The 24,887-nt window shown below is 71.5% G+C and carries 28 protein-coding genes and 1 pseudogene; 11 read left to right on the forward strand and 18 right to left on the reverse strand.

The window, feature by feature from the left end:
- The first annotated feature begins 61 nt into the window (after positions 1-61).
- A complete protein-coding gene (locus ACIBSW_RS02770) occupies positions 62-964 on the forward strand; it encodes an alpha/beta hydrolase (protein ID WP_354725588.1) in 903 nt (300 codons plus the stop codon).
- Here the strand turns inward: ACIBSW_RS02770 and ACIBSW_RS02775 are convergent.
- Both ACIBSW_RS02775 and ACIBSW_RS02780 read right to left on the reverse strand, forming a co-directional pair.
- Positions 879-1,343: a VanZ family protein gene (locus tag ACIBSW_RS02775; RefSeq protein WP_354725590.1), complete on the reverse strand. Its 465-nt coding sequence runs from the start codon at positions 1,341-1,343 to the stop codon at positions 879-881. The two genes, ACIBSW_RS02770 and ACIBSW_RS02775, sit on opposite strands and share 86 nt — an antisense overlap.
- Before the next feature lie 205 nt (positions 1,344-1,548).
- Positions 1,549-1,905 carry an STAS domain-containing protein gene (locus tag ACIBSW_RS02780; RefSeq protein WP_184989705.1) on the reverse strand — a complete coding sequence of 119 codons (357 nt, stop codon included), beginning with the start codon at positions 1,903-1,905 and terminating at the stop codon, positions 1,549-1,551.
- 269 nt (positions 1,906-2,174) lie between these two features.
- Here ACIBSW_RS02780 and ACIBSW_RS02785 point away from each other — a divergent pair, with 269 nt between their 5' ends.
- A complete protein-coding gene (locus ACIBSW_RS02785) occupies positions 2,175-3,176 on the forward strand; it encodes an AraC family transcriptional regulator (protein ID WP_354725592.1) in 1,002 nt (333 codons plus the stop codon).
- A gap of 2 nt (positions 3,177-3,178) precedes the next feature.
- On the opposite strand, the gene ACIBSW_RS02790 is transcribed toward ACIBSW_RS02785, so the two are convergent.
- On the reverse strand, positions 3,179-3,517 hold the full coding sequence (locus ACIBSW_RS02790; protein WP_404799200.1) for a hypothetical protein: 339 nt from the start codon (positions 3,515-3,517) through the stop codon (positions 3,179-3,181).
- Positions 3,518-3,823: 306 nt separating this feature from the next.
- On the opposite strand from ACIBSW_RS02790, the pseudogene ACIBSW_RS02795 reads away from it, so the two are divergent.
- Positions 3,824-4,048: pseudogene (locus tag ACIBSW_RS02795) on the forward strand (hypothetical protein); the annotation flags it as partial.
- A 10-nt stretch (positions 4,049-4,058) separates the two neighbouring features.
- Here ACIBSW_RS02795 and ACIBSW_RS02800 read toward each other — a convergent pair.
- The 4 genes from ACIBSW_RS02800 to ACIBSW_RS02815 all read right to left on the reverse strand — a co-directional run bounded on the left by ACIBSW_RS02800 (position 4,059) and on the right by ACIBSW_RS02815 (position 7,014).
- Positions 4,059-4,811, reverse strand: a complete 753-nt coding sequence (locus ACIBSW_RS02800; protein WP_354722703.1) for an anti-sigma factor — start codon at positions 4,809-4,811, stop codon at positions 4,059-4,061.
- On the reverse strand, positions 4,808-5,416 hold the full coding sequence (gene sigK, locus ACIBSW_RS02805; protein WP_354722702.1) for an ECF RNA polymerase sigma factor SigK: 609 nt from the start codon (positions 5,414-5,416) through the stop codon (positions 4,808-4,810). The genes ACIBSW_RS02800 and sigK overlap by 4 nt, the downstream gene beginning before the upstream one ends.
- A 118-nt stretch (positions 5,417-5,534) precedes the next feature.
- Positions 5,535-6,038: a hypothetical protein gene (locus tag ACIBSW_RS02810; protein WP_354722701.1), complete on the reverse strand. Its 504-nt coding sequence runs from the start codon at positions 6,036-6,038 to the stop codon at positions 5,535-5,537.
- 79 nt (positions 6,039-6,117) lie between these two features.
- On the reverse strand, positions 6,118-7,014 hold the full coding sequence (locus tag ACIBSW_RS02815; RefSeq protein WP_354722700.1) for a Gfo/Idh/MocA family oxidoreductase: 897 nt from the start codon (positions 7,012-7,014) through the stop codon (positions 6,118-6,120).
- Positions 7,015-7,092: 78 nt separating this feature from the next.
- On the opposite strand from ACIBSW_RS02815, the gene ACIBSW_RS02820 reads away from it, so the two are divergent.
- Together ACIBSW_RS02820 and ACIBSW_RS02825 are read left to right on the forward strand one after the other, a co-directional pair.
- Entirely contained in the window at positions 7,093-7,458 is a 366-nt protein-coding gene (locus ACIBSW_RS02820) for a hypothetical protein (protein ID WP_354722699.1), read from the forward strand.
- Entirely contained in the window at positions 7,451-7,879 is a 429-nt protein-coding gene (locus tag ACIBSW_RS02825) for a hypothetical protein (RefSeq protein WP_354722698.1), read from the forward strand. Before ACIBSW_RS02820 ends, ACIBSW_RS02825 begins: the two co-directional genes overlap by 8 nt.
- On the opposite strand, the gene ACIBSW_RS02830 is transcribed toward ACIBSW_RS02825, so the two are convergent.
- The 6 genes from ACIBSW_RS02830 to ACIBSW_RS02855 all read right to left on the reverse strand — a co-directional run bounded on the left by ACIBSW_RS02830 (position 7,876) and on the right by ACIBSW_RS02855 (position 13,640).
- Entirely contained in the window at positions 7,876-9,336 is a 1,461-nt protein-coding gene (locus tag ACIBSW_RS02830) for a glutathionylspermidine synthase family protein (RefSeq protein ID WP_354722697.1), read from the reverse strand. The two genes, ACIBSW_RS02825 and ACIBSW_RS02830, sit on opposite strands and share 4 nt — an antisense overlap.
- A gap of 2 nt (positions 9,337-9,338) precedes the next feature.
- Positions 9,339-9,731 (reverse strand): hypothetical protein, encoded by a 393-nt coding sequence (locus tag ACIBSW_RS02835; RefSeq protein WP_354722696.1) that lies wholly within the window; start codon positions 9,729-9,731, stop codon positions 9,339-9,341.
- 84 nt (positions 9,732-9,815) lie between these two features.
- A complete protein-coding gene (gene fabG / locus ACIBSW_RS02840) occupies positions 9,816-10,574 on the reverse strand; it encodes a 3-oxoacyl-ACP reductase FabG (protein ID WP_354722695.1) in 759 nt (252 codons plus the stop codon).
- A 132-nt stretch (positions 10,575-10,706) separates the two neighbouring features.
- Entirely contained in the window at positions 10,707-12,353 is a 1,647-nt protein-coding gene (locus ACIBSW_RS02845; protein WP_354722694.1) for an alpha-amylase family protein, read from the reverse strand.
- The gene (locus ACIBSW_RS02850) at positions 12,334-13,197 is read right to left on the reverse strand and encodes an MFS transporter permease (protein WP_404799246.1); all 864 of its coding nucleotides are present in this window, start codon (positions 13,195-13,197) and stop codon (positions 12,334-12,336) included. The genes ACIBSW_RS02845 and ACIBSW_RS02850 overlap by 20 nt, the downstream gene beginning before the upstream one ends.
- Before the next feature lie 5 nt (positions 13,198-13,202).
- The gene (locus ACIBSW_RS02855; RefSeq protein WP_354722692.1) at positions 13,203-13,640 is read right to left on the reverse strand and encodes a hypothetical protein; all 438 of its coding nucleotides are present in this window, start codon (positions 13,638-13,640) and stop codon (positions 13,203-13,205) included.
- 103 nt (positions 13,641-13,743) lie between these two features.
- On the opposite strand from ACIBSW_RS02855, the gene ACIBSW_RS02860 reads away from it, so the two are divergent.
- On the forward strand, positions 13,744-14,409 hold the full coding sequence (locus ACIBSW_RS02860) for a DedA family protein (RefSeq protein ID WP_354722691.1): 666 nt from the start codon (positions 13,744-13,746) through the stop codon (positions 14,407-14,409).
- 27 nt (positions 14,410-14,436) lie between these two features.
- Here ACIBSW_RS02860 and ACIBSW_RS02865 read toward each other — a convergent pair whose 3' ends face one another.
- From ACIBSW_RS02865 to ACIBSW_RS02880, 4 genes are all read right to left on the reverse strand, one after another.
- The gene (locus ACIBSW_RS02865; RefSeq protein ID WP_354722690.1) at positions 14,437-15,627 is read right to left on the reverse strand and encodes a glycosyl hydrolase family 18 protein; all 1,191 of its coding nucleotides are present in this window, start codon (positions 15,625-15,627) and stop codon (positions 14,437-14,439) included.
- A gap of 32 nt (positions 15,628-15,659) precedes the next feature.
- Complete coding sequence (locus tag ACIBSW_RS02870; protein WP_354722689.1) at positions 15,660-16,925, reverse strand: glycosyl hydrolase family 18 protein; 1,266 nt, start codon at positions 16,923-16,925, stop codon at positions 15,660-15,662.
- 263 nt (positions 16,926-17,188) lie between these two features.
- Complete coding sequence (locus ACIBSW_RS02875; RefSeq protein ID WP_354722688.1) at positions 17,189-17,863, reverse strand: membrane protein insertase YidC; 675 nt, start codon at positions 17,861-17,863, stop codon at positions 17,189-17,191.
- 67 nt (positions 17,864-17,930) lie between these two features.
- Positions 17,931-18,224, reverse strand: a complete 294-nt coding sequence (locus tag ACIBSW_RS02880; RefSeq protein ID WP_354722687.1) for a DUF6412 domain-containing protein — start codon at positions 18,222-18,224, stop codon at positions 17,931-17,933.
- A 68-nt stretch (positions 18,225-18,292) separates the two neighbouring features.
- On the opposite strand from ACIBSW_RS02880, the gene ACIBSW_RS02885 reads away from it, so the two are divergent.
- The 3 genes from ACIBSW_RS02885 to ACIBSW_RS02895 all read left to right on the forward strand — a co-directional run bounded on the left by ACIBSW_RS02885 (position 18,293) and on the right by ACIBSW_RS02895 (position 22,491).
- The gene (locus ACIBSW_RS02885) at positions 18,293-19,459 is read left to right on the forward strand and encodes a glutamate--cysteine ligase (RefSeq protein WP_404799201.1); all 1,167 of its coding nucleotides are present in this window, start codon (positions 18,293-18,295) and stop codon (positions 19,457-19,459) included.
- Positions 19,447-20,835 carry an FAD-dependent oxidoreductase gene (locus ACIBSW_RS02890; protein WP_354722686.1) on the forward strand — a complete coding sequence of 463 codons (1,389 nt, stop codon included), beginning with the start codon at positions 19,447-19,449 and terminating at the stop codon, positions 20,833-20,835. Before ACIBSW_RS02885 ends, ACIBSW_RS02890 begins: the two co-directional genes overlap by 13 nt.
- Positions 20,836-20,967: 132 nt before the next feature.
- A complete protein-coding gene (locus tag ACIBSW_RS02895) occupies positions 20,968-22,491 on the forward strand; it encodes a polysaccharide deacetylase family protein (protein WP_354722685.1) in 1,524 nt (507 codons plus the stop codon).
- Here ACIBSW_RS02895 and ACIBSW_RS02900 read toward each other — a convergent pair.
- The gene (locus ACIBSW_RS02900; protein WP_354722684.1) at positions 22,470-23,288 is read right to left on the reverse strand and encodes a DNA-formamidopyrimidine glycosylase family protein; all 819 of its coding nucleotides are present in this window, start codon (positions 23,286-23,288) and stop codon (positions 22,470-22,472) included. The two genes, ACIBSW_RS02895 and ACIBSW_RS02900, sit on opposite strands and share 22 nt — an antisense overlap.
- A 96-nt stretch (positions 23,289-23,384) precedes the next feature.
- Here ACIBSW_RS02900 and ACIBSW_RS02905 point away from each other — a divergent pair, with 96 nt between their 5' ends.
- Positions 23,385-23,993: an ATP-dependent Clp protease proteolytic subunit gene (locus ACIBSW_RS02905; RefSeq protein ID WP_184989658.1), complete on the forward strand. Its 609-nt coding sequence runs from the start codon at positions 23,385-23,387 to the stop codon at positions 23,991-23,993.
- 121 nt (positions 23,994-24,114) lie between these two features.
- The gene (locus ACIBSW_RS02910) at positions 24,115-24,732 is read left to right on the forward strand and encodes a hypothetical protein (RefSeq protein WP_354722683.1); all 618 of its coding nucleotides are present in this window, start codon (positions 24,115-24,117) and stop codon (positions 24,730-24,732) included.
- The last annotated feature ends 155 nt before the right edge of the window (positions 24,733-24,887 follow it).

Consider the following 24,887-nt stretch of genomic DNA (forward strand, 5'->3'; position numbering starts at 1 on the left):
GCGGATGGGCACCGCGAAGTGCCTACTGGTCGGCCGCCGCCGCCGAGCCTAGCGTCGATGCGTGGACGACATCCGTACCGAAGAAGTCACCTTCACCAGCGACGGTCTCGAGCTGGCCGGAACCCTGCGGGTCCCGGCCGCGGCGGACGGCGGCGCGGTCGTTCTGACCGGGCCGTTCACCGGGGTGAAGGAGCAGGTCACCGGGCTTTACGCTGAACGGCTGGCCCGCCAGGGCCTGATCACGCTGGCGTTCGACCATCGCGGCTTCGGCCGCAGCGCGGGCCGCCGCGGTCACGAGGACACCCAGGGCAAGCTCGCCGACCTGCGGTCGGCTGTGGAGCTCCTGCGGGCGCGCGGCGAGGTGGACGCGGACCGCGTCGGCGTCGTGGGCATCTGTCTTGGCGGCGGGTACGCGGTGAGCGCGGCCGCCACCGATCCCCGCATCCGGGCGGTGGCCGGAATCGCCGGCGCCTACAACAGCCCGGCCTGGTTCGCCGGGGATCCGTCCGGCTACCGCGCGGCGCTGCGCGGCTTCATCGACGGGTACGACGACTATCTACCCGCGGTCGCGCCGGACCACGGCGAGGCGGCGATGGCCGGGGACGAGCCGTGGTCCTATTACGGCACCGCCCGGTCCGCGGCGGCGAGCTGGGACAACCGGGTGACGCGGGGTTCGCTGCACTCGCTGATGACCTTCGACGCGCTCGGGCGGGCCGCACTGCTCGCCGAGACGCCGCTGCTGATCGTGCACGGCCGCAAGGACGACTACTGCAGTCCCGAGCTTGCCGCGCGGATGCACGCGGAGACACCCGGCGACAAGGAGATCGTCTGGCTGGACGCCGGCGAGCACGTCGATCTGTACGACGTGGAGCCGTACGTCACGCAGGCGGTGACGGCGACTGCCGCGTTCCTGCGACGCACGCTGCGCGGTGAAGCGGCGACGGCACCGCCAGCCGGAGGATGAGCAGGCCGAGCAGCGCGCCACCGGTGTTGGCGATCAGGTCGTTGACGTCGACCGTGCGGCGGCTGCCCAGGGTCATCCCGAGGGCGAACTGGGTCAGTTCGATCGCCAGGCTCGCCGTCGCCGCGCGCACGGCGAGCCGCCGCACCGCGTCGAGGCGGGGTCTGAGCAGCGGCAACAGCACCCCGAACGGGATGAACATGATGACGTTGAGCACGAAGCTCGGGATGTCCACATCGCCGGGCATCAGGTGGACCGTCGTGCGCCACGGCTCGTCGGCCCAGTAGGCGGCGGACCGTACCCGGATGGGGAAGACGGTCACGGCGATGACGCTCGCGGCGTACAGGAATAGGACCGTGATCGTGACCCGCCGCCGCACCATGATTCGTCAAACGTAGGCGACGGCGGCCAAGGTCCGGCCGCCGGATCGCGACGTATCCGTAGGCGCCGACGAAGATCAGGCCACAGTGCTCGCGGACGCCCTGCCGGACCGGCCACGTCCCGCCGATCTCCGCGAGCGCGGCGGGCAGGCACAGGCCGATGGAACGCGGCACGGAGGTGTGCCGCATTCAGCGCAGGGCGACCCGTCAGCTGGGGCGCAGTCCGACGGAGGTCCGCGGGGACGACGGCTCGGCGCAGCCGAGCAGGCCGACCAGGCCGGAGATCCAGAGCTGGCGGTAGACCGTCGGGCTCGGGTGGCTGACCACGAGCTTGACGCCGCTGGCGGCTGCCGCGTGGAAGCAGGCCACCAGGATGCCGATGCCGATACTGTCGATCAACATCACCCGTTGGAGGTCGAGGTCTATCTTGCCCGGCGTGGTGCCGGTCAACACGTCGTTGACGGCGTCGCGCATCACGTGGGCGTTGTCGAGATCAATTTCGCCACTCGGGGCGATCTCGACCGTGCCATCGGCCAACTGGCGAGTGGTGATCGGCAGATACACAGCTGCCCTCTTCCTGGCGTCGTGCGGGCGACGCCACCTCCGCGGGTCACTACGCCGGCAGGCGCAATTCGGCCCCTCACCCAGGCGCCGATCGGACACCGCATCCCCAACAACAGTCCGCTGGTCTGCAAGTTACGCCAGGTAGGCGCGGAACGCCAGAGTAGTTCATATGGCCAGAATGTGCTGGAACGGCCAGCTGATGGCGTGAACGTTGACGACGTACCAGTCAGAACCGAATACTCACCGTATGCGTAGGAGCGCCTCACGAGATGGATAAAGCTAGATCAAGGGCGGTTTCGTCCGGTTCCGCAACCCCGACGACCGCGAGCTTCAGCAGCGTGGACATCGACGACACGCGCTCTTTGCTAAACCGATTCTATTATCCGCTCGCCGTTGGCGCGCCCGAGGGCGCCGAGGGCTTCCGGTTCAACGCCGAAGTGATCAAACTCGGACCGCTCACCGTGGGGCAGCTCGGCTTCGGCGCCCCCGTGACGCTCGTCGCGTCGGAGCTCGACGCCTATCACGTCACCATCCCGATGGCGGGCCGGGTGCACGCCCGGCACGCCGGCCACGAGGTCGTCGCCGGGCCGTCGACCGGGATCGTCTTCGGCCCCGGCAGGCCGGTGTACACCCTGCACGACGCGCACTCCGCCGAGCTGGACATCAAGATCGAACGACCGGCCCTCGAGAACGAGCTCGCGGCGCTGCTCGGCCGCCCGGTGGTCGGCCCGATCGACCTGCCGCCGGCCATCGACATGAGCGGCGGGCCGGCGCAGAGCTGGGGCCGGCTCGTGCGGCTGCTCAGCGGCGAGACCGAGGACCCCGGCAGCCTGATCTGGCAGCCGCTGATCGCCGACCTGCTGCGGCGCAGCGTGCTCAACGGCCTGCTGCTGAGCGTGCGGCACCGCTACAGCGACGAGCTGAGCACGCCCGCGCCCGCCGGACCGCCGCGCGCCGTCCGGCGGGCGATCGACGCGATCCAGCACGAGCCGGAGCGGCCGTTCAGCGTCGGCGACCTGGCCCGGATCTCCGGTATGAGCGTGCGGTCGCTGCAGGAGGGTTTCCGGCGGCACGTCGGCTGCGCGCCGATGGCCTACCTGCAGTCGGTGCGGCTCGGCCGGGCGCACGAGGCACTGCGGCGCGAGGATCCGGCCCGGGTGACCGTCGCCACGGTCGCGCACCGCACCGGCTTCGCCCACCTCGGGCGCTTCGCCGCCGCGTACCGGGCACGCTTCGGCGTCTCCCCCTCCGAGACGTTGCGGCGGTCCTAGCCCTACTCCCCGGGATCGCAGCGGCGCCGAGGGCGCGGCATCTCCTTGATCCGGGGCGCACCGGCCATCTCCTCGAACAGGTCGCCCCGCGGCGGCACCCAGTGGCGCCACGGCCCGAGCCGCGGCGGCACGGCGACGGCGACGCCGTCGCCGCAGCCCTGCAGGGCACGCAGGTACTCCAGGACCCGGGCGGCCGACACGCCGCCCTCGAGCGCCAGCCCGAGCATCGCCTGGGTGTCGTCGTCGAGCACGAACTCCCGCCGACGCAGCAGCTCGGCGAACCCCGCCAGCAGCTGCACGACCTCGTTCGCGTCCCGCTCGGCGTCCGGCAGGCTGCTCACCGCTGCACTTCCCAGCGATCGATCATGTGTCACGTTCCCCTCGCGCCACGTGCCGCGAGTCGCCGCAGGCGGCCCACGTATCGAGTGGTCCCCGCCGGAGCACTCAAACACGCGCCAACGCAGAAATGTATTCGGCTCGTAACTCACAGTCCATCCGATGCACGCGGTCGCTGTCCGAATCACGCTCGCTTGGCATCCGAAGGGTTTGATCGTCCGATTTATGGTGACGCGCGGGCGGTTTGCTGGCCAGCGGGGGAACGACAGGGTAGGACTAGGGAGAAGGTCGATATCAGGGCATCCACTTTTGGAGGAGCCATGACCGAGCACGACCGGCGGCCGCCGGACCAGGACGACCCCGGACTCCTGCGCGCCGGCGCGGCGCCGGTCCTGCGCACCGGGGCGGACCAGCCCTGGGATCCCGAGGACCTGGCGGTGGCCGAGGGCCGGGACCCGACACCGGAGAACATCGAACGGGCCCGCCGGATCCTGGAGCGCGACGGCCCCGCCGCGATCGAGCGCACGGTCCCCTGACGGGCCGGCCTTAGATCAGCGGGACCTCGGCGACGACCTTGGTCGGGGACGGCGAGCCGCCGGCCGGCTCCACGGACACCGCGAAGACGTCGTTGCCCGGCACGCCGTCGAGGACCTGCACGGTCGAGGCCTGCCCGGCGGGCAGCACGCCCGCGTTGGCCGCCGGGCCGGAGCCGCGGATCGTCCACATCTGCAGGGACTGGTCGGCGGACGGCGCGGCGTCGGCGCGCAGCGAGACCACGCTGGCGGCCTCCTGCTCCGAGGACGCGACGGTGACCCGGCCGCCGCCGATCATCGGCGCGGTGCGGACCACCAGGTCGGGGGCGGCCATGATCGCCTCGCTGCGGGCCTCACGCGCCCGGGCCTCGGCGACCACGGCGGTCTGTTCCCGTACCCGCTGCTCCTGCACGGCCCACGCGGCGACGCCCGCACCGGCGGCCAGGATGCCCGCCGCGACCGCGCCTGCCGTGTAACGCCGCCAGCGGGACACCGCAGCGCGCGCGTCCGGCCGCGGCCGCGCCGACTCGAGCGGCGGCAGCTGGCGGGTCCGGCCGACCGCGGCCAGCACCTCGGTGCGCAGCCGGGGCGGCGGGACGGACCAGGTGCTGTCCGCCAGCCGGGAGGCGGTGCCGCGCAGCTCGTCCACCTCGATCCGGCAGGCCTCGCAGTCCGCGACGTGCCGTTCGAAGGAGACCCGCTCGAGGTCGTCCACCGCGTCCAGCGCGTACGCGCCGACCAGGGCGTGAATGTCGGCGGTGGTCACGCGGTCACCTCCACACCCAGGCAGTCGCGCAGGCGGATCAGTCCGTCGCGCATCCGGGTCTTGACCGTGGGCAGGGGGGCTTCGAGCAGGTCGGCCACCTCGCGATAGGAGTGGCCCTGGTAGTAGGCCAGCGTCACGGCCTGGCGTTGCAGCTCGGTCAGGTCGTCCAGGCAGTGCCGGACCTGCTGGCGTTCGAGCCGGCCCGCCACCTCGTCGACGACCTCGTCATACGGGGTGTCCACTGAGGCGACGCCGACCTTCATCAGGCGGTCGGCGGACGCCTGCTCGGCGCGGACCCGGTCGACGGCGCGGCGGTGCGCGATGGTGAAGATCCAGGAGGTGGCCGAGCCCCGGGCGGTGTCGAAGCGGGTCGCCGTGCGCCACACCTCGACCAGTACCTCCTGGGCGACCTCCTCGGCCTGCGCCGGGTCGCGCAGCACCCGGCGGATCAGGCCGTACACCCGCGGGATGACCAGGTCGTACAGGCGACCGAAGGCCGCCTCGTCGCCGCGGGCGACCAGGCGGAGCAGGTCGCCCGCGTCGGCCGCCGGCCCGGGCACGGCCGAGAGATGGTCCGGCCGGCGGGCGGCGCCGCGCTCCGTCATTGGTCAGCCCTCTCCGTCGCTACCGCAGATTCAACCCTCATTCGTCGCTGGTAGCTACCCGGATTGGTCGGACTGATATTTCGTTGTCGCGCTCGGCCCGAGGCCGCGTTCGGGCGGCCTACTTGCTGTCGCGCTTGGCCTGGCGGCGCGCGCCGACGGCCTTGGTGCCGGCGTGGCGCTTGCGGATGGCCGGGGCCGACGCCGGCGGGCGCTGCTTGCGCTGCGGCTTGACCGGGGCCGAGGCCGGACGGCGTACCGCCTTCGGCGGGGCCTCGTTGCGCTGGGCGCGCGCCGTCTCCAGCCGCTCCGCCTTCAGCTCCGCCGCGGTGCGGCGTGCCGCCGCGGCGAGGTGGCGGCTGACCCGGGCCAGCGCGTCCTCGAACACCTCAGCCTTCTGCGCGTTGCGGGTGTTCTTCGGGCGCGCCTTGCCCCGCCCGCCGTACTCGGCCACCTTCGCACCGGCCTCGCGGCGATACGACTTCATGTATTTGTTGCGGGCCCGCCGGATGCGCGCGTGCAACTCCACGAGTCCGTCCTCGTCAAGTTCCGCCAACTGGGCGGACTTGGTCTCGTGGACCAGCAGGTACTCCGCCTCGGTCAACGAATTCAGCAAAGCTTTCATGGCCCGCCCCGATCATCAGAACGACGTTCGTCAGAGCAAACCTAACCAGGAAAACCGGGCCATGAGAGCAGGATTCGCATTAACCGAGCTTGACCGTCCGGCCCGTCTTGATCGACTCCGCCGCGGCGGCCAGGATCTTCACGACCTCGGTGCCGAACGCCAGGTCCAGCGGCGAGGCCGGTCCGCCGCCGGCCGCGCCGATCAGCGCGTCGACGGCCCGGGTGAAGGCCTCGACCGGCAGCCACGGCACCGGCGGCACGTCCGCGACGCCGGACTCGCCGAAGAACGCGGCGTCCTCGCGCTCCAGCGCCGACGGCGCGTCCACCGACAGGGTCAGCGTGCTGATCGCGCCGCTCGCGTGGCCCAGCAGCACGTGGGTCATGTCGCGGGCGCCGGCCAGCGCGGTCACCTCGGCGACCGGGCCGAGCACCGGAAGGATCAGCGCGACCGCGTGCGGGCCGACGTCCCACAGGCCGCCGCTCTCCTTGCGCCACACCGACGCGCCGAACGGGTTGCCCGGCTGGAAGATCGAGCCGAGGTGGTCGATGCGCGCCTCGAGCCAGCCCTCGGTGGCCTGCGCCCGCTCGATGAACTGCTGGATCTCCGGCATGAAGCGGCGGGTGAAGAACACCACCCCGGCCACCTCGTGCTCCGCCGCGGCCGCGACGATCTCGTCGGCGGCCTCGGGCGTGAAAGCCACCGGCTTGTCCAGGAGCAGGTGCTTGCCCGCGCGGGCGGCCCGCAGCGCGATGTCCGCCTGCACGTCGGGCGGCAGGGCCACCGCGACGGCGTCGACGTCGGCGATCAGATCGTCGATCTCGGTGTACGCCTTGGCGCCGTGCTGCTCCGCCAGCGCCGCCGCCTTCGCCGGGTCACGGCCCCACACGCCGACCAGTTCGACGTCCGGGTGGGCCGCCAGCGCCGGGGCGTGCGCCTGGTGCGCCCAGGGTCCCGTACCGAAAAGTCCGAACCGCATCCTCGTGCCGCCTTCCATTCAAGATCACACCCGGCCGAAAGTTAACACGCCGGTAGGGCTCAGTACGCTGTGCCGGTGATGAACGGCCCACTATCGACCGCGACCATCGTCGTGGCCCTGCTGCTGGGTGTCTGGTACCTGATCCGCTGCGCCCGCAACCGCGCGCCCAGCAACGCGGACCTGTGGGCCATGCTAGGCCTGAGTGCGCTGGTAGCGGTGCTTGTCGTGGTCGCGGTCGTCGGGCTCTTCGTCGGCGAGCCGCCCAGCGACTGGACGACGTTCGTCGGCTATCTGATCACCACCGTCGCGTTCGCGCCGGTCGGGTTCTATCTGGCCCGGCTGGAGCCGACCCGGTGGGGTTCCCTGATCCTCGGCGTCGCCTGCCTGGTGCTGCCGGTCCTGGTGCTGCGGCTGCAGCAGATCGCGGAGGCGACCGGTGCCTGAGCCGTCGACCACGCCGGCCCGGCCGCGCGACGCCGCCATCGGCACCGGCGCCGGCCGGGTGCTGCTCTTCGTCTACGGCGTCTTCGCCGTCTCCGCCAGCGCCCGCGCGGGCGTGCAGATCGCCACCAAGTTCTCCGAGGCGCCGCTGGCCTTCCTGCTGTCGGCGTTCGCCGCGCTGGTATACATCGCGGCCACCATCGGGCTCGCGATCGGCGGCACCCGGGGCCGGCGGATCGCGCTGGTCAGCTGCACCATCGAGCTGGTCGGCGTGCTGGTGGTCGGCGCGCTGAGCATCTTCGACGAGGCCGCCTTCCCGGACGCCACCGTCTGGTCGCAGTTCGGCAGCGGCTACGGCTTCGTCCCGCTGGTGCTGCCGGTCATCGGCCTCTGGTGGCTCTGGCGTCACCGCCCGCGCGACTAAGGCGCACCAACGGTGTGCGGCAGGAAGTTGCAGCGGTCCTTGGTCACCAGGCCGTCGGCGCCGAGGCCCTCGCGGATGCCCATGCCGGCCGGCTCACCGTCGATCAGCCAGGCTCCGATCACCGGGTGGACCGTGCCCTCCAGGCCGTCGAACGACGGAAGCTCCAGCAGCTCCTGCACGACGTAACGGCCGTCGGCGCCGTACTCCGACGGGTTGTCGGAGATGGTGACCCCGTCCTTGACCAGCGTCACCGAGCCGCCCTCGCGACCCCAGACCGGCTTTTTCGCGTACGAGGTGAGCCGTGCCGCCGCGGACGACTCCGCGAAGTAGGCCGGCAGCAGGTACTTGCCGCGTTCCGGGTCGTCGCCGAAGAGCTTCCACAGGACCGGCAGGATCGCCTTGTTACCGAGCAGGGCGGCCTTGTAGGGCGGTTCCATCCAGACCGTGCCGCGCTTGGCGGGGTCGGCCATGTTGCGGAAGAAGGCCTTGCCGCCCTCCTCGTTCCAGAACCATTCCCACGGGTAGAGCATGAAGATGACGTCGATCGACTCGGCCTTGTGCTCCTGGCCCGGCGCGGGCACGAAGAGCACCCGGTCGCCGGCCACGTCCCAGCCGATCTGGCTCATCGCGATCAGCTCGACACCGAACCCGGCCTCCTCGGCGGTCGCCATGAGGTAGGCCACGTTCATCCGGTCCTCGCCGGTGGCCTCGCTCGTCTCGTACGCGAAGAAGATTTTGGGTTTCTCCGGCAGCCAGGGGCGGGCCTCGCGCAGCTTGGCGATGTTGCGCCGCCAGGCGCCGGGGTTGGCCGGCTCGCCGTCAGCGGCCTCCCAGCCGACCAACCGGTCGTGTATCGAGTTCCACTGCCGCCACGGGTGCTGGGTCAGGTTGGTCTGGTCGACCCAGTGCCACTGGATGACCGCGGCCTCGACTAGCGACGTCGGTGTCTGCGCGTTGTACTCCAGCAGGCGCGGCGTCGTGCCCGCGCCGTTGTACCAGAGGTCGAAGCGGCCGTAGACGCTCGGCGAGTAGTCCGGCGTCTGCATCGGCAGCCGGCCGTCCGGGTCCTTGTCCTGGTGCGTCCAGGTCTCGGCGTCACCGTCGAACCAGGTGCGGATGATCTGCTCGTGCGCGTACTCGGGGATGCCGATCTTCGTCAGGAAGCAGGACTCCGGGGAGCAGACCGAGGCGAAGTAGCCGTCGCGGCGGCCCTGCGCGGTGTGCCGCGGGCACTGCCGCACCATCCAGTCGCCGGCCTCGATGCACATGCCGTCGAGGACGGTCGTCGCCGTCTCGAGCTCCTCGATCTCGGCCTCGGTGAAGTCGTAGTACGGGCCCTCCTGCCAGTACGACATCATCGTGCCGTCCGGCAGCTCGGTGTCGTTGTAGGTCAGGCCGAGGCTGTAGTTGGTGAGCCGCCAGCCGTCGCGTACCGGGCCGTATGGGATCCGGCGCAAGATCAGCCGCCGGACTTGCCGCTGGATCCGCCGCCGCCCTTGCCGACAACGCTGGTCTTGACCGTGCCGTTGCCGATCCGGCCGGTCGGCGGCAGCCCGTACTTCGAGCGGGCCAGCTTGTCGTTGTAGGCGAACTTGGCGCCGCCGGGCGGGAGCTTGGAGCCGATCGGGTAGCCGGACCGGTAGCCCGCCGAGTGCCAGAGGAAGAAGGCGCCACCGCCGCCGCCGAAGTTGCCGTCGTCGTCGTCACAGTTGTCCTCGTCGACGATGACGCCGTTCTCGTCGGCGCAGTAGAAGCCCTCATCCTGGTATTCGTCGCTGCTGTCGCAGGCGGCCGTGCCGCCTGCGGCCAACAACAGAAACGTGCTGGTCAGAGCCACGCTCCGCGAGCTCATCCGTCGATTCACAGTCCCGCTTCTCCGCCCTTGTCCGTCCGGGGTCGCACCATCATGTGTAGCGCCCCGGATCAAGCCGGGTCGCTAGTCGCGGGGGCCACCCGCCACGTAGATGACCTGCCCGGAGACGAATCCCGCGCCTTCACTGACCAGGAAGGATACGGTGTTCGCCACGTCTTCGGGACGGCCCGCCCGGCCGACCGGAATCTGACCGATCGCAGCCTTCTCGAAGTCGGCGAAATCGACGCCGACCCGCGCGGCCGTCGCGGCGGTCATATCGGTCACGATGAACCCCGGCGCCACCGCGTTCGCGGTGATGCCGAAGCGGCCCAGCTCGATGGCGAGCGTCTTGGTGAAGCCCTGCAGGCCGGCCTTCGCGGCGGCGTAGTTGGCCTGGCCCCGGTTGCCCAGCGCGGAGGTGCTCGACAGGCTCACGATGCGGCCCCAGCCGGCCTCGACCATGTGCTTCTGCACGGCCCGGCTGAACAGGAACGCGCCGCGCAGGTGGACCGCCATGACGGTCTCCCAGTCGTCGTCGGTCATCTTGAACAGCAGGTTGTCCCGCAGCACCCCGGCGTTGTTGACCAGCACCGTCGGCGCGCCCAGCTCGGCGGTGATCCGCTCGACGGCGGCGGTGACCTGCGCGCCGTCGGAGACGTCGGCGCCGACCGCGAGCGCGGTGCCGCCGGCGTCGTGGATCGCGGTCACCGTGTTCGCGCAGGCGCCCTCGTCGAGGTCGACGACCGCGACGGCCAACCCGTCGGCGGCGAGCTTGCGCGCGGTCGCATCGCCGATGCCGCGAGCGGCCCCGGTCACGATCGCTACCCGATTCGGCTGGGTCATCCTCGGCCTCCCGCAAGGGTCGAAATCAAGTCCGGCCGACTCTAACCCAGTAGTTACCCGCGGGTTACCTGGCGGGTTCTTCTCACAACCCATTGCGCCGAAGGTATTTACGCACTAGAGGTGCAAATTCAGTCAGGCGCGCCGGCGCAGCCTGATCCAGCGGTAGCCGTAGCCCGCGACGGCCAGCTTGTCGAGCCGGCCGGGCTCCGGGTACTCCTGGTCGGCGAGCACGTCGTTGGGGTACTCGGCCTCCGGGTGGAGGCTGCCGAGGTCGACGACCCCGTCCTCGGCGGAGAGGTTGTGCAGGAACAGCATCGTGCCGGTGACGTCGTCGGCGCGGTGCACCAGCAGGCCGGTCGGCGCGGGCACGTCGACGTGCGTGCAGCTGCCGCTGCCGATCTCGGGCGCCTCCCGCAGGGTGCGGATCATCCGCTCGAACCAGGACAGCAGCGAAGCCGGGTCGTGCCTCTGCGCGGTCGCGTTGACCGTCTCGTAGCCGTAGTCGCCGCCGGAGATCACCGGCCGGACCAGCTCGCCGGGGTCCGCGGTGGAGAAGCCGCCGTTCGGCAACGGGGACCACTGCATCGGCGTACGGATGGCGTTGCGCCCGTCCTGCGTCAGGTCCTCGCCCATGCCGAGCTCCTCGCCGTACCGCAGCACCGGGGTGCCACGCAGGCTGAACTGGAGCGCGTACGCCAGCTCGATGCGGCGGCGGTCGCCGCCGAGCATCGGTGCCAGCCGGCGGCGGATGCCGCGGCCGTAGAGCTGCATGTTCTCGTCCGGGCCGAACTGCTCGAACACCTCGTTGCGCTGCTCGGCGGTGAGCCGCGACAGGTCGACCTCGTCGTGGTTACGCAGGAACGTCGCCCACTGCCCGCCCGCCGGCAGCTTCGGGGTGTCGTGCAGCGCGTCGATGATCCCCTCGGGGTTGCCGCGGGCGAGGGCGAGCATGAGCCGGCCGTTGAGCATGAAGTCGAAGAGCATGTGAATGCGGTTGGCGGAGCCGCCCGCGTCGCCGAAGAACTCCTTGAGCTGATCCGGCTCGACGTTCGCCTCGGCCAGCAGGACCGCGTCGCCCTGCCGCCACTGCACGTGCTGGCGCAGGTCGCTGAGGAACTCCAGGTCCTTGGGCGAGTCCGGGTTGCCCGGCTCGGTCTGCTCGATGATGAACGGCACGGCGTCCATCCGGAAGCCGGAGACGCCGAGCTGTAGCCAGAACGAACAGATCTTCCGGATCTCCTCGCGGACCTCCGGGTTCTTGATGTTGAGGTCCGGTTGGAAGTCGTAGAAGCGGTGGTAGAACCACTTCTTCGCGGTGCGGTCGTAGCTCCAGGTCTCGGCCTGCTCGCCGGGGAAGACCATGCCCTGGCGCCGGTCCGGCGGCGCGCTGTCGGACCAGACGTACCAGTCCCGGTAGGGCGAGTCCGGCGACGATCGGGCCGACCGGAACCACGGATGCTGGTCGGAGGTGTGGTTGACGACCAGGTCGATGATCACCCGGATGCCCCGGTCCCGGGCGTGGTGCAGCAGCTCGGCGAAGTCGCCGAGGGTGCCGAAGCGCGGGTCGACGTTGTAGAAGTCCTCGACGTCGTATCCGTCGTCGCGGTTCGGCGTCGGGTGGATCGGATTGAGCCAGATGCAGGTGACACCCAGCCGGGCCAGATAGTCGAGACGCCCGATCAGGCCCCTGATGTCGCCGACGCCGTCGCCGTCGGAGTCGGCGAACGTGTCGATGTCGAGGCAATAGATGACGGCCTTCTCATACCACCGGTCGCTCATGCCCCTTTACTTGTCCGCGGTGCCGGGCGAGGAAACCCCGAACCCACACCACGGGACGGAACTTCTCCAGTTCGAGGAAGCTGGTGATCGCCGCCAGGTGCGGGGCGAAGGAGATGGTGATGGTGGCGAACGTGACGAGGTGGAACGAGTAGAGGAACGCGACCGCGTACCCGCGCCAGCGCGGCTTGAGGAAGAAGATCGCCGGGCTGGCCAGCTCGAACGCCATGATCCCGAGCTGCGCGGCGATCAGCAGGCCGGGCACGACGGCGATGAGGTCGGCGAGCTCGGTGCCGCGGCGGATGATCGCCCGGGCGAGCACGGAGCTCGTCACCCAGTCCAGCCCGCCGAACCTCAGCTTGGCCAGGGCGGCGAGGAAGTAGGTGCAGACCACGGCGAGCTGGGTGACCCGCAGCGCCCAGCCGCCGGCCTCCGTACGCGTCGGGTCGCCGTGCCGGGCCCGGCCGACGGTCGGCAGCGCGGCGAGGGCGACCAGCAGCCCGACCCGGTCGTGGTCGACCTTGCCGTAGCTCATCGCGATGACCATCCACTCGAAGTAGAGCGCGAAGACGGTCCAGCCGAGCAGGCGCGGCGCGCGCCCGGTCGCCGCGGCGAGCGCGAGCAGCAGCAGCGCCCAGAAGACGCCGTGCACGAGCAGCGGGGTCGGCGTCGGCAGGTGCAGCAGCCGCCCGACCAGCAGCGGCTCGTAGAGGTCGGTCGGGGTGGTGGCGTGGTGGCGCACCCAGGGCGTGAACACCACCAGGTCGGCGGCGACGAACAGGTAGATCAGGGTGCGGAAGGCGGCGATCCGCCCGAGCGGCACGGGCTCGGTCAGCCAGCCGGCGATCCTCTTCACGGCGCCGTCCAGGTCGCGATGGTCTCGTCCCGGCTGGTGCCGGTCGGCCGCGAGTGCTCGATGCCCTCCCAGCGGATGACGATCCGCACGGTCCGCAGGGGCGCGGCGCCCGGGCTCTTCTCGGCGTAGGCCGCCGCGACCTGGCGCAGCCGGCCGGGGTCGTCGATGTAGGCCTGCTGCTGGCCCTCGATCTCGGCCCGCCGCAGGCCGCTGTTGGCCTCGGTGAGCACGACCGTCCGCCCGGTGGTATCGACGCCCTCGACCCGGGTGTCCGGTGCGTCCGCGTTCGGGTCCGGTGCGGTGGAGTACATCCGGAACGGCCCGAACGGGAAGTCGTCGTCCTGGCCCCAGAAGGTGCCCAGGAGCAGCAGCAGCGCCCCGAGCGCGGTCACCGCCACCCGGACCGTGCGCCCGCGCGTGCTCAACGTTTCCATCGGGCCGGGACACTACCGCCGCCGCGCCATCCCGGACCACCGCGGCGCGGCGGTTCGTACGCTGGATCGTGGGTAACCCCCGAACTACAGCGAAGGAGAGCCGATGAGCGTGCCGTATCCCCTGGCGGCCGAGACCTCGCCCAGCCAGCTGGGCGGCCTGACCGGATGGGTGGCATCGGTCATCGAGTCGCTCGGTGCGGTGGGCGTCGGCCTGCTCGTCGCGCTGGAGAACCTGATCCCGCCGATCCCGAGCGAGGTCGTCCTGTCCATGGCGGGCTACCTCGCCAGCCAGGGCCGGATCAACGTCGTGCTGGTCACCATCGCCGCGACGGCGGGCTCGGTGCTGGGCGCGCTCGCGCTCTACTGGCTGGGGTACGCGATCGGCGAGGAGCGCCTGAAGCGCTGGCTGGATCGCATCCCGCTGGTCGACGCCGACGACCTGAACACCGCCGACCGGTGGTTCGAGCGGCACGAGAAGGGCGCGGTCCTGTTCGGCCGGATGGCGCCGGTGATCCGCAGCCTGGTGTCGATCCCGGCCGGCGCCAACCACATGAACCTGGGCACGTTCACCCTGCTGACCGCGATCGGCAGCGGCATCTGGAACTGCCTGTTCATCGGCGGGGGCTACGCGCTCGGCACCCGTTGGCAGCAGCTCGAGGAGTACAGCCGCTACTTCGACTACGCGATCATCGCCCTGATCGCCCTCATGATCGGCGCGTGGGCGTTCAAGAAGGCGCGCAAACGCCGGCGCGCGACCACGGAGAACTGAATCCGTGGCCGCGCGCCGACGGCTCGGTCAGAAGCCCGCGCTGATCCGGGTGAACTCCCAGTCGGACTGCGCGATGCCGCTGCAGTTGGAGACCACGCCGCCGCCGGGGCAGCCGCGGTCACGGTTGACCGCCCAGAACGAGAACCGGGCGAGGTTCTTGCTCTTCGCGTAGTCGCGGATCTGGGTCCAGGTCGCCGGGGTGGTGACCTCCTGCTGGTCCGACAGGCCGTTCATGCCGGAGATGCCCATGTGCGCGTACGCCTGCGCGTCGCTCCACCCGAAGGTCGACTTGAGCTGGTTCTTCAGGCCCTCGGAGGCGTTGACGGTGCTGGTGTACATGTTGGCGCCGCCGCCGAAGTCGAACGGCATGATGGTGTAGATGTCGATGTTGGCGCCCAGCGCCTTGGTCTGGTTGATCAGGCGGATGCCGTGGCTGTTCGGGCCGCTGGTCGTGGTGCCGAAGGTGAGGATCGTCTTCACGCCCGGGTTGTTCTGCTTGATGATCTTCAGGGCGCCGACGATCCGGTCCGCGACCGTGTAGTTCTCGAACTCGTCGTAGTTCTCGATGTCGATGTCGATCGCCTTGAGGCCGAACGCGTTGATGACCCGCTGGTACGCGCCGGCGAGCGCCTCGGGCGTCGCGCAGTTCGGGCCGAGCTTGTTGCCCTGCCAGCCGCCGATCGACGGGACCACGGTGCCGCCGGCCGCCTTGATCGCGTTGATGGTGCTCTCGTGCACGCCGCCGGTCAGGCCGCCCTCGCCGTCCCAGACCGGGTTGCACCCGTTGGCGAGCACGAACGCGATGGTGAAGGCCTTGATGCCGGTCGCGTTCATGACGGTCGACGGCGCGGGCGGGTTGCCCCAGCCGGGGTAGATGTACGGCGCGGCCGCCATCTTGGTGCCGGTCGGCGGCGTGGTCGGGCCGGTGGTCGGCGGTGTCGTCGGCGGGGTGGTGCCGCCGCAGGTGCCGTTGTCGATCCAGACGTCCCACTGGCCGCTGTGCGTGGCGGGGCTCTCGTTCTGGTTCCACCACTTGGCGGTGTAGTTGTGGCCGTTCTGCGAGGCCTGGTTGTCCTTGACGTAGACGGCCGTGGAGTTCCAGGCCGGTGCGCAGGCCGCGGCCGCGGAGGCGCCGGGCGCGAGGACCACCGTGGCGCCGACGCCGGCGACGGCCAGCGTCATCGCCAGTAGGGCCGGGTACAGCTTTCTCGGTCGCATGGGGATTCTTCCCTTCCAGTGGGGGCTGGTGTTCAGGGCAGGGTGGAGAGGTGGGGCTTGATGGTGTTGGCCCAGCCGTTGCCGGCCGTGACGTCCCAGTTGATGGACCAGGTCATCGCGCCGCGAATGCCGGGGTAGGTGCGCGGCGGGCGGAACGAGCCGCAGTTGGTGCCGCGGGCCAGGCAGTCGAGGGCCTGGTTGACCACGGACGGCGAGACGTAGCCGCCGCCGGCCGCGCTGGTGGTGGCCGGCAGGCCGAGGGCGACCTGGTCGGGCCGCAGCCCGGACTCCAGCTGGATGCAGGCGAGTGCGACCAGGAAGTTGACAGTGCCCTGGCCGTACGCCGCGTTCTGGTCGCAGCCGAGCATCGCGCCGGAGTTGTAGTACTGCGTGTGCACGACCGTGAGGATGTCCTTGATGTCGAGCGCGAGCTTGAAGTACGAGCCGGCCGGGTTCTGCATGTCGATGGTCTGCGGCGCCATCGTGATGATCAGGTTGGCGCCGACCTTGCCGCGCAGGCTGCGCAGCGCCTGGCCCATGTACGTCGGGTTGAGCCCGTTCTCCAGGTCGATGTCGACGCCGTCGAAGCCGTACGTCTGCATCAGCGAGTGGACCGAGTTGGCGAAGTTGGTCGCGGCGGCGGCGTCGTTGACGGCGACCGAGCCCCGCTCGCCGCCGACCGAGATGACGACCTTCTTGCCGCGCGAGTGCAGCGTGGCGACGTCGGCCTTGAACTGCTCGTTGGTGTATCCGCCGACGGAGGCGGAGAGCCCGGGGTCGATGGTGAACGAGACCGCGCCCGGCGTACCGGTGGCGTCCGCGAACGCGACGGCGATCAGGTCGTAGTTGGCGGGGACGGCGGCCAGCTTGATCTCGTTGGCCGGGTTGTCGAAGTTCTGCCAGTACCCGGTGATGAAGTGCGCCGGGAGCGCTCCGCCGGGCGGCGTGGTGGGCGGCGTCGTGGGAGGGGTCGTGGGGGGTGTGGTCGGCGGCGTGGTCGGCGGGGTCGTGGGGGGCGTGGTCGTTGGGGGTGTGGTCGGCGGGGTGGTACCGCCGCAGGCGCCTTTGTCGGCCCAGACGTCCCACTGGCCGCTGGCGCTCGGCACCTCGCCCTGCGTCCACCACTTCGCGGTGTAGTTCTTGCCCTGGTAGGAGGCGGTGTTGTCCTTCACGTAGACCGTCGACGCGCTCCACGCCGGGGCACACGCCACGGCGGCGCTCGCGGACGAGGCTATGTAGACGGCGGAGCCGGCGGCCGCCAGCGCGGCGGATACGGCCAGGGCAAGGGATCGGCGCATGGGGGTGGGCCTTCCACGTCGAACAGTTAGGTTCGTCAATTATTAGGACTGTTAACAATGCAAGTCCAGGCCCCGGCGACCTTAAACTTCCTTAAGGCGTCCGGGCCGAGGGCGCAGGTCGCGCCCTCGGCCCTTACCACTACGTATTGAAGAAAGCCGCTACCTGCGGAATCGGATCCAGTTCACGTTCACGAAGTCGGCCGACTGACCGTCGGCGAAGGTGAGAAAACGGTGTGCCGGCTGGACACGTTGGACGCTGTCGATCAATGACGGCGTAGAACGAGCTGCTCCAGCGCGGTCCAGGCGGTCGAGGTGACCAGGTAGAGGGCGCCCGCGAGCGGCAGCCACAGCACCACCGCGACCGTGAGGAACGGCAGCAGCGACATGACCCGTCCGACCGCACCGGCATCGGCGCCGGCCGTCATCCGCCGCACGCGGCGCGACGACCACCACGCGAGCCCGGCGGCGAGCACCGCCAGGACGGCGAAGACCGGCAGCCCGGCGGCGAGGTGCGCGGTCAGCGGCACCCCGGCCAGGTGCCCGCCGAGCACGCCGACCGGCACGCCCGGCCCGGGCCGCACCAGGTGGAACATCAGCATGAAGAACGGCGCCTGCGCGAGCGCCGGCAGCAGCGCGGCGAACGGGCCGGCACCGTGAGCCCGGCGCAGCGCCAGCGTCGCGGTGGCCAGCGCCACCGGGTCGTCGCGGTGCTTCTTCTGCAGCTCGGCGAGTTGGGGCGCCAGCGCGGCGCCGCGCCGGGCCGAGCGGGCCTGCAGCCAGCTGAGCGGGCTGATCGCCAGCCGTACGGCGACGGTGAACACGACGATCGCGAGCGCCGGGGCGAGCCCGCCGGCGATCGGCATCAGGAGGGTGTGCAGACCCTCGAGGGCGGAGTGCGCGACGCCGACGACGGCGTCCAGCGCGGCGGAAATCGACATGGGCGTACCCCTGCGGTCCGAGCGAAAGGATGGACGCGGAGGCGGTGGGACTCCCGAAGGGGCGCGATCAGCCCGCGGCGAGGCGTGGGAGCGGGACCGCCGGGCACGCACCCGGCGCCCGGGGACGCGGCCGCCCGGCCGCGCCGGGGTCCAGCAGGCGGGGCAGCCGGCTCGCGCGGGTCCGCGCGCCGCGGGCCGGGCCCGCGGCGGCGGGGCGCGGCGCCGGGACCATGCGGACGGCCGCGGCGAGCACCACCAGCATGGCCGCCGCGACCGCGGCGAGGCCGAGCACGAGCGATGCCGCGGTTCCGGGCGCGGGGCTCTGCACGGCGGCGAGCACCCAGAACCCCAGCAGCAGCATGCGCCCGAGGCTACGCCGGGTACACAAACGGCGGTGTTCGCCCGGCGGCGAACGGGTAGAACAAAGACATGGCGACTCCGGAGCGTGCGGCCCCGACGATGACGATCACCGAGGAGATGGCCGGGCGGGCCGAGGCGCGGGGTCTGCTCACGCTCGGCGTCGAGGAGGAGTACCTGCTCGTCGACGCCGTCGAGCCGCGGGCCGTCGAGGCGGTCGAGGACGTCTTCGCCGAGCTTCCCGACGACCTCCGCGGCTCGGTGCAGCACGAGATCATCCGCAGCCAGATCGAGTCGGCCAGCCCGCCGCAGCTCGAGCTGCGCGACCTGCGCGACTCGATGACGTGGCTGCGGGCCGGGCTCGCCGCCAGCGCCGTGCGGGCCGGCGCCCGCCTGGTCGCCGTCGGGGCCGCGCCGGCGTCGGGGCCACGGGCACGGATGGTCGACGAGCCGCGCTACCGCCGGATACACGAGCACTTCGGCGACCTGTCCCCCGGTTCGGGGCTGAACGGCATGCATGTGCACGTCAGCGTCCCCGACCCGGACACCGGCGTGCAGATCCTCAACCATCTGCGGCCGTGGATGCCGATCTTTCAGGCCGCGACCGCCAACTCGCCGCTCTCCGGCGGACACGACACCGGGTACGCGAGCTGGCGTTCGCTGCTGTGGGAGCGCTGGCCGACGGTGGGCCCGACGCCGTACCTGGAGTCGCACGAGCAGTACGAGACGCTGGTCTCCGACCTCGTCGCGAGCGGCGCGATGCTCGACAAGGGGATGCTCTACTGGTACGCCCGACTGTCGGCCAACTACCCGACGGTCGAGATCCGGATGGGCGACGTCTGCCCCACCGTCGACGACGCGATGCTGCTGGCCGCGCTCGCCCGCGGCCTGGTCGCGACGCTCCTGCGCGAGGTCCGCGACGGACGGCCGGCCTCCAACGTGCCGCATCCGCTGCTGATGGCCGCGCACTGGCGGGCCGCGCACGACGGGCTCGAGGGCCTGAACATCGACATGGCCACCCGGCAGACCCGGCCGGCGTGGAAGCTGATGCGCCAGCTCTTCGAGTACGTGAGCCCGGAGCTGGAACGCCACGGCGACCTCGAGACGGCCGCCGAGTTGCTCGGGCGCCTGCGCGACCGGGGAACCGGCGCCGCCCGGCAGCGCGCACTGCTGTCGCGCCAAGGCACGGTCGCGGACGTGGTCGACTGGCTCGCCGCCGCCACCAGGTGCGAGCGGTGAAGCTCGTCGTGATCGGCGGCGACGCGGCCGGGATGTCCGCCGCGTCGCAGGCCCGCAAGCGGATGGGCCCCGGCGAGCTGGAGATCGTCGCGTTCGAGCGGGGCCGCTTCACCTCGTACTCGGCGTGCGGGATCCCGTACTGGATCGGCGGGGTCGTCGAGGGCCTCGACCCGCTGATCGCCCGCACCCCGGAGGCCTTGCGCGAGGCCGGCATCGACGTCCGGACCCGGCACGAGGTGGTCGCGATCGACCTGCGGCGGCGCGAGGTGACCGCGCGGGACCTCGACGGCGGCGGCGAGCTCCGGGAGGGCTTCGACCAGCTGATGTACGCGGCCGGCGCGGTGCCCGTGACGCCCGACTGGGCGCGCGTCGACGCCGGCGGCGTGTTCGGCGTGCAGACCCTCGACGACGGCGCCGCCGTGCAGGACTGGCTCGGCCGTGAGCCGGCGCCGCGCCGGGCGGTGGTCATCGGCGGCGGCTACATCGGCGTGGAGATGGCCGAGGCGATGGTCCGGCGCGGGCTCGAGGTGACCCTGCTGGAGCGCTCGCCGCAGCCGATGTCCACGGTCGACGAGGACATGGGCGAGCGGGTCGGCGAGGCGATCCGCGGCCTGGGCATCGAGGTCCGGACCCGGACCCCGGTGCGCGGCCTGGAGACGGCGAACGGCCGGGTGTCGGCGGTGGTCACCCCGGACGGCACGCTGCCGGCCGACATCGTGGTCCTCGGCCTCGGCGTACGCCCGAACACCGCGCTCGCCGCGGAGTCCGGCATCCCGCTCGGGGTGACCGGCGGGCTGCGCACCGACCTGCGGATGCGGGTCGTCGGGCCGGACGGCCACGTCGACGGGCTCTGGGCGGCCGGCGACTGCGTGCAGACCGTGCACCGGGTCAGCGGGCGGCCGGTGCACATCCCGCTCGGCACCCACGCCAACAAGCAGGGCCGGGTCGCGGGCATCAACATCGGCGGCGGGTACGCCACCTTCCCCGGCGTGATCGGGACCGCGGTGACCAAGGTCTGCGATCTCGAGGTGGCCCGCACCGGGCTCACCGAGTCCGAGGCGGCGCAGGCGGGCTTCGAGTACGTCACCGCCTCGGTGGAGTCGACCAACCGCGCGGGCTACTACCCCGGCGCCGTCCCGATGGTGATCAAGCTGATCGCCGAGCGCCGGACCGGCATCCTGCTCGGCGCGCAGATCGTCGGCCGCGAGGAGGCGGCCAAGCGCGTCGATGCCCTGGCGATCGCGGTCTGGAACCGGATGCCGGTGGAGGAGATGACGGCGCTGGACCTGAGCTACGCGCCGCCGTTCTCGCCCGTCTGGGATCCGGTGCTGATCGCGGCGCGCAAGGCAACCGAGGCGGTGCACGCCGCGGGCTGACGCATATGGTCCGATGTGTCGTCATGAATCCACTCTGTGCGCAACGCCCTGAGCGGCACTGATTACTTCCGGTCACTCGATGATCACGAATGTGGTATCGTCTTCGATCTTGTAACCGGGTAGGCATGACGGATGCCGCCGCACCCACCCTCCCGCTCGGAGCCGAAGTCCGGACCGCGGCACGCGGCCCGGACGGCGTCGCGCGCCCGCAGTGGCGACGCGCTCACCGCGACGACCGGCGGATTCCCGCACGTCCAGGTCCTCGAGGGCGAGACCGCGAGAGGGCGGCACCGACGGCCCGAATCGCTGGCCGACGCCACGGTGCTGCGGCCTCCCGCGTCGATCCGGATCGCCGGCGGGCGGCGGGTCGCCCTGGCGCTCGCCCCGCGCGGCGCCACAGTCGACAGCCCCACCCGGTCGGCGAGCTCGGCGCCGCGGCGCTCGGCCGGCGGCCGGCACGCCAAGGCCGCCGACCCGCTGGCCATCACCGTGCGGCCGCTGCCCGTGGTCCTGGACGCGGCCGGCGCGGTCCGCGACTGGGCCCTTGCGGACACCGGCCGCCGGCCCGTCACCGGCACGCACCGCGCACCCGGCACCCTGCCGATCGAGTCGTGGCTGCTCGTCGGCCGGCGCCGGCAGCAGGCGCTGCTCGCCTCCCTGGTCGCGATCGGACTGATGCTGATCGTCGTGCCGATGCAGCAGGGCGGCGGCGTCGACATCAACCCGGTGAACGCGGCCGGCCAGGCGATCGTCAAGGCGCCCAAGGCGCCGAAGAAGAAGGAGAAGCCGGCCGGTCAGTCCGACCGCGCCGAGCAGGCCGGCGCGCCCGCCGGGCCGTCCTCACCGGCGCCCGCCGGCACCGAGGGCGCCAAGCCCGCACCGGCAAAGTCCGCGGCCGGCGCGACGGCCGGCGCACCGGCGATCCTGGTGCCGAACGGCACCGGCCCGGCCAAGTCGCTGCGCACCACCGGCACGGCCGCCGTCGCGCTCACCTTCGACGACGGCCCCGACCCCGTGCAGACCCCGAAGATCCTCGAGCTGCTCGCGAAATACCAGGTCAAGGCGACCTTCTGCCTGGTCGGCGACCAGGTACGCAAGTACCCGGACCTGGTCCGGCAGATCGCCGTCGCCGGGCACACCCTGTGCAACCACACCTGGAACCACAGCTTCACGATCGGCAAGGACAAGCGGGGCAAGATCCGCGCCGACCTGCGGCGCACCAACGACGCCATCCACGCGGCGGTGCCGGGTGCGGCGATCCCGTTCTTCCGCGCGCCCGGCGGCAACTTCACCGACGCGCTCGTCGAGACGGCGTACCAGGACGGCATGACCTCCCTGTACTGGGAGGTCGACCCCCGCGACTGGGAGCACCTCGAGAAGGACGACGACGCGGCGCACATCGACAAGATCGTCAAGAGCGTGCAGAACGAGGTCCGGCCGGGCTCGATCGTGCTGTCGCACGACTTCAACCAGCCCGACACCATCCGGGCCTACGACGAGCTGCTGCCGTGGCTGGTCGACAGGTTCGAGCTCGGCCTGCCGTCCGAGCCCAAGCCGCCGGCGGAGCAGCCCGCCGCCGAGCCGCCCGCGGCCGAGGCGCCGCCCGCCGAGGCACCGGCCGCGGCGCCCGCCGCTCAGCCGGCCTCGGACGCCTGACAGGCGGGGCACCAGTAGAGGTTGCGCCCGGCGAGCGGGCCCCGGGCGATCGGGGTGCCGCAGACCAGGCACGGCTGCCCGGGACGGCGGTAGACGTAGACCTCGCCGCCGTGCCGGTCGACCCGCGGCGCCCGCCGCATCGCCTCGGGCGTGTGCGCGGTGTGGACGGTGTCGATCCGGCCGGACAGGACGCCCTCCTTCATGAGGGCGCGCAGGTCGTTCCAGAGCTCGTCCCAGCGCCGCGCGCCGATCAGGCGGCCCGGGACGGTCGGCGCGAGGCCGGCCCGGAAGAGCACCTCGTTGGCGTAGATGAGGCCGCACCCGGCGACGATGGCCTGGTCCATCAGCAGGGCGAAGAGCGGCCTGGTCGCGGTGGCGATCCGGGCGTACGCGATCCGGGGGTCGGCGTCGTCGCGCAGCGGGTCCTGGCCCAGCCGCGCGCGCAGCGCGGCGACCAGGCCGGGATCGAGCACCTCACAGGCGGTCGGGCCGCGCAGCTCGAGCCAGTGCCGCTCGTCGGCCATCCGCATCCGCACCTGCCCGACGGGTGCCGGCACGGGCGGCTCGCCGTCGGCGAACTTGCCGTAGAGCCCCAGGTGGACGTGGAGCGTCGCGGCGCCCTCGAAGTGATGGAACAGGTGCTTGCCGTACGCCTCGGTATCGATCAGGGTCCGGCCGTCGAGGCGGGCCGCCCCGGCGGCGAACCGGCCCTGCGGGCTGGCTACCTCGACCGAGCGGCCGGCGAAGAGCGCCCGATGCCGCGCGGCGAGCCGGTGAATGGTGTGTCCCTCTGGCACCCGAGAACCCTAGCCGGGCTTTCGCCCTGAGGAGAATCGCTGGGTTCCCCGGCCACTACCGGGGAAGGTGTAAACGTCGAATGAGAGGGTGGGTCCATGAGTGTTGACGAGATCGCGATGCGGGCGGGTGGCGCATCGTTTGACGACCAGGTCTTCGAGCGGCTGCTCCGGGAGCGCATCATCTTCCTCGGCAGCGAGGTCAACGACGAGGTGACCAACCGCATCTGCGCACAGCTGCTGGTGCTGGCCTCGGCCGACAGCGAGAAGGACATCGCCCTCTACATCAACTCGCCGGGCGGTTCCATCAGCGCGGGCATGGCCGTTTACGACACGATGCAGTACATCAAGAACGACGTGGCCACGATCGCGATGGGCATGGCGGCCTCGATGGGCCAGTTCCTGCTCTGCGCCGGCACCCCCGGCAAGCGCTACGCGCTGCCACACGCACGGGTGATGATGCACCAGCTCTCCGGCGGCATCGGCGGCACCGCCGCGGACATCGCCATCCAGGCCGAGAGCATGCTGCACATCAAGAAGGTCATGAACGAACGGATCGCGTTCCACACGGGGCACACCCCGGAGGAGATCGGCATCGACTCCGACCGCGACCGCTGGTTCACCGCCCAGGAGGCGAAGGACTACGGCATCGTCGACCACGTGATCGCCAAGGCCGCCGACGTGTCGGCGACGTCCGCCCTGGTCTGACGCGTTTTCCGCGACGGGCGCCCGGTCGATCCGGGCGCCCGTCGCGCCGCGTGGTGTCACCTTCGGGCCTTCGGGGTATAGCCGGGACGACATACCCGCCTAGACCTGAGGAGGTGCTGACGTGAAAATCCCGACATTCTCCCGTCAGTCCGACACCACCGATCGTCCGGCCGTGGCCACCGGCTCCACCGGCTCCACCGGCTCCACCGATCCGGTGCGCCCCCGGACCGACCCCCCGACCGTGACACCCCCGCCCACCGAGCCTCCCACGGTCGTCGAGCGCCGCCGGCCGGCCGAGGGCCAGACCCTGGTGGCCAACCGCCCCGCCGACACCGACCTGAACAGCCCCGACCTGAAGCCGCCCACCCGCGAGCCGGCCCGCCCGGACACCGACCGGCCCGTCGTCGCCGGGCCCAAGCCGCGGGCGAGCCTGCTGGCCACCCTCGGGCTCATCGTCAGCGTCGCCGCCGCCCTGCTCGTGCTCTCCGGGCCGCTCCTGGGGTACGGCATCGGCCTGGCCGTCCTCGGCCTGATCCTCTCGCTCGGCGGCATCTCCGCGACCGGCAAGCGGCACATCGCCGGCAAGACCGACGCGCTGATCGGCATGGCGCTCTCGCTCGGCGCGATCGTCGTCGGCGTCTTCGCCCTGACCGGCTCGCTCTCCTGGCTCGGCACCGACATGCAGCCGGTGACCAGCGTCCGGGAATGGCTCGACGCTCAGGTGGTGAACCGCTTCTGACGGGCCTACGACGTTTGCCGGCGACGATGCGTCGCGGGTGAATCCGGAACCGGGGCGGCCAGGCGGCCGCCCCGCCCGGAACCCCCGCCGGCGACACACAACGAATCTTCGCGCGAGGCTCGGATCACGCAACGATCCGCCGCCTCGCGCATGGT

This window comes from Actinoplanes sp. NPDC049668 (assembly GCF_044465445.1).
In the GTDB taxonomy this organism is placed as follows: Bacteria; Actinomycetota; Actinomycetes; order Mycobacteriales; family Micromonosporaceae; genus Actinoplanes.

Excerpts from the sequence above, each read along its gene's own strand:
- ACIBSW_RS02775 (WP_354725590.1), bottom strand. The coding sequence starts at position 1,343 with ATGGTGCGGCGGCGGGTCACGATCACGGTCCTATTCCTGTACGCCGCG.
- ACIBSW_RS02785 (WP_354725592.1), top strand. The coding sequence starts at position 2,175 with ATGGATAAAGCTAGATCAAGGGCGGTTTCGTCCGGTTCCGCAACCCCG.
- sigK (WP_354722702.1), bottom strand. The coding sequence starts at position 5,416 with ATGACGGAGCGCGGCGCCGCCCGCCGGCCGGACCATCTCTCGGCCGTG.
- ACIBSW_RS02810 (WP_354722701.1), bottom strand. The coding sequence starts at position 6,038 with ATGAAAGCTTTGCTGAATTCGTTGACCGAGGCGGAGTACCTGCTGGTC.
- ACIBSW_RS02815 (WP_354722700.1), bottom strand. The coding sequence starts at position 7,014 with ATGCGGTTCGGACTTTTCGGTACGGGACCCTGGGCGCACCAGGCGCAC.
- ACIBSW_RS02820 (WP_354722699.1), top strand. The coding sequence starts at position 7,093 with ATGAACGGCCCACTATCGACCGCGACCATCGTCGTGGCCCTGCTGCTG.
- ACIBSW_RS02835 (WP_354722696.1), bottom strand. The coding sequence starts at position 9,731 with ATGAGCTCGCGGAGCGTGGCTCTGACCAGCACGTTTCTGTTGTTGGCC.
- fabG (WP_354722695.1), bottom strand. The coding sequence starts at position 10,574 with ATGACCCAGCCGAATCGGGTAGCGATCGTGACCGGGGCCGCTCGCGGC.
- ACIBSW_RS02845 (WP_354722694.1), bottom strand. The coding sequence starts at position 12,353 with ATGAGCGACCGGTGGTATGAGAAGGCCGTCATCTATTGCCTCGACATC.
- ACIBSW_RS02855 (WP_354722692.1), bottom strand. The coding sequence starts at position 13,640 with ATGGAAACGTTGAGCACGCGCGGGCGCACGGTCCGGGTGGCGGTGACC.
- ACIBSW_RS02860 (WP_354722691.1), top strand. The coding sequence starts at position 13,744 with ATGAGCGTGCCGTATCCCCTGGCGGCCGAGACCTCGCCCAGCCAGCTG.
- ACIBSW_RS02865 (WP_354722690.1), bottom strand. The coding sequence starts at position 15,627 with ATGCGACCGAGAAAGCTGTACCCGGCCCTACTGGCGATGACGCTGGCC.
- ACIBSW_RS02870 (WP_354722689.1), bottom strand. The coding sequence starts at position 16,925 with ATGCGCCGATCCCTTGCCCTGGCCGTATCCGCCGCGCTGGCGGCCGCC.
- ACIBSW_RS02875 (WP_354722688.1), bottom strand. The coding sequence starts at position 17,863 with ATGTCGATTTCCGCCGCGCTGGACGCCGTCGTCGGCGTCGCGCACTCC.
- ACIBSW_RS02880 (WP_354722687.1), bottom strand. The coding sequence starts at position 18,224 with ATGCTGCTGCTGGGGTTCTGGGTGCTCGCCGCCGTGCAGAGCCCCGCG.
- ACIBSW_RS02885 (WP_404799201.1), top strand. The coding sequence starts at position 18,293 with ATGGCGACTCCGGAGCGTGCGGCCCCGACGATGACGATCACCGAGGAG.
- ACIBSW_RS02895 (WP_354722685.1), top strand. The coding sequence starts at position 20,968 with ATGCCGCCGCACCCACCCTCCCGCTCGGAGCCGAAGTCCGGACCGCGG.
- ACIBSW_RS02905 (WP_184989658.1), top strand. The coding sequence starts at position 23,385 with ATGAGTGTTGACGAGATCGCGATGCGGGCGGGTGGCGCATCGTTTGAC.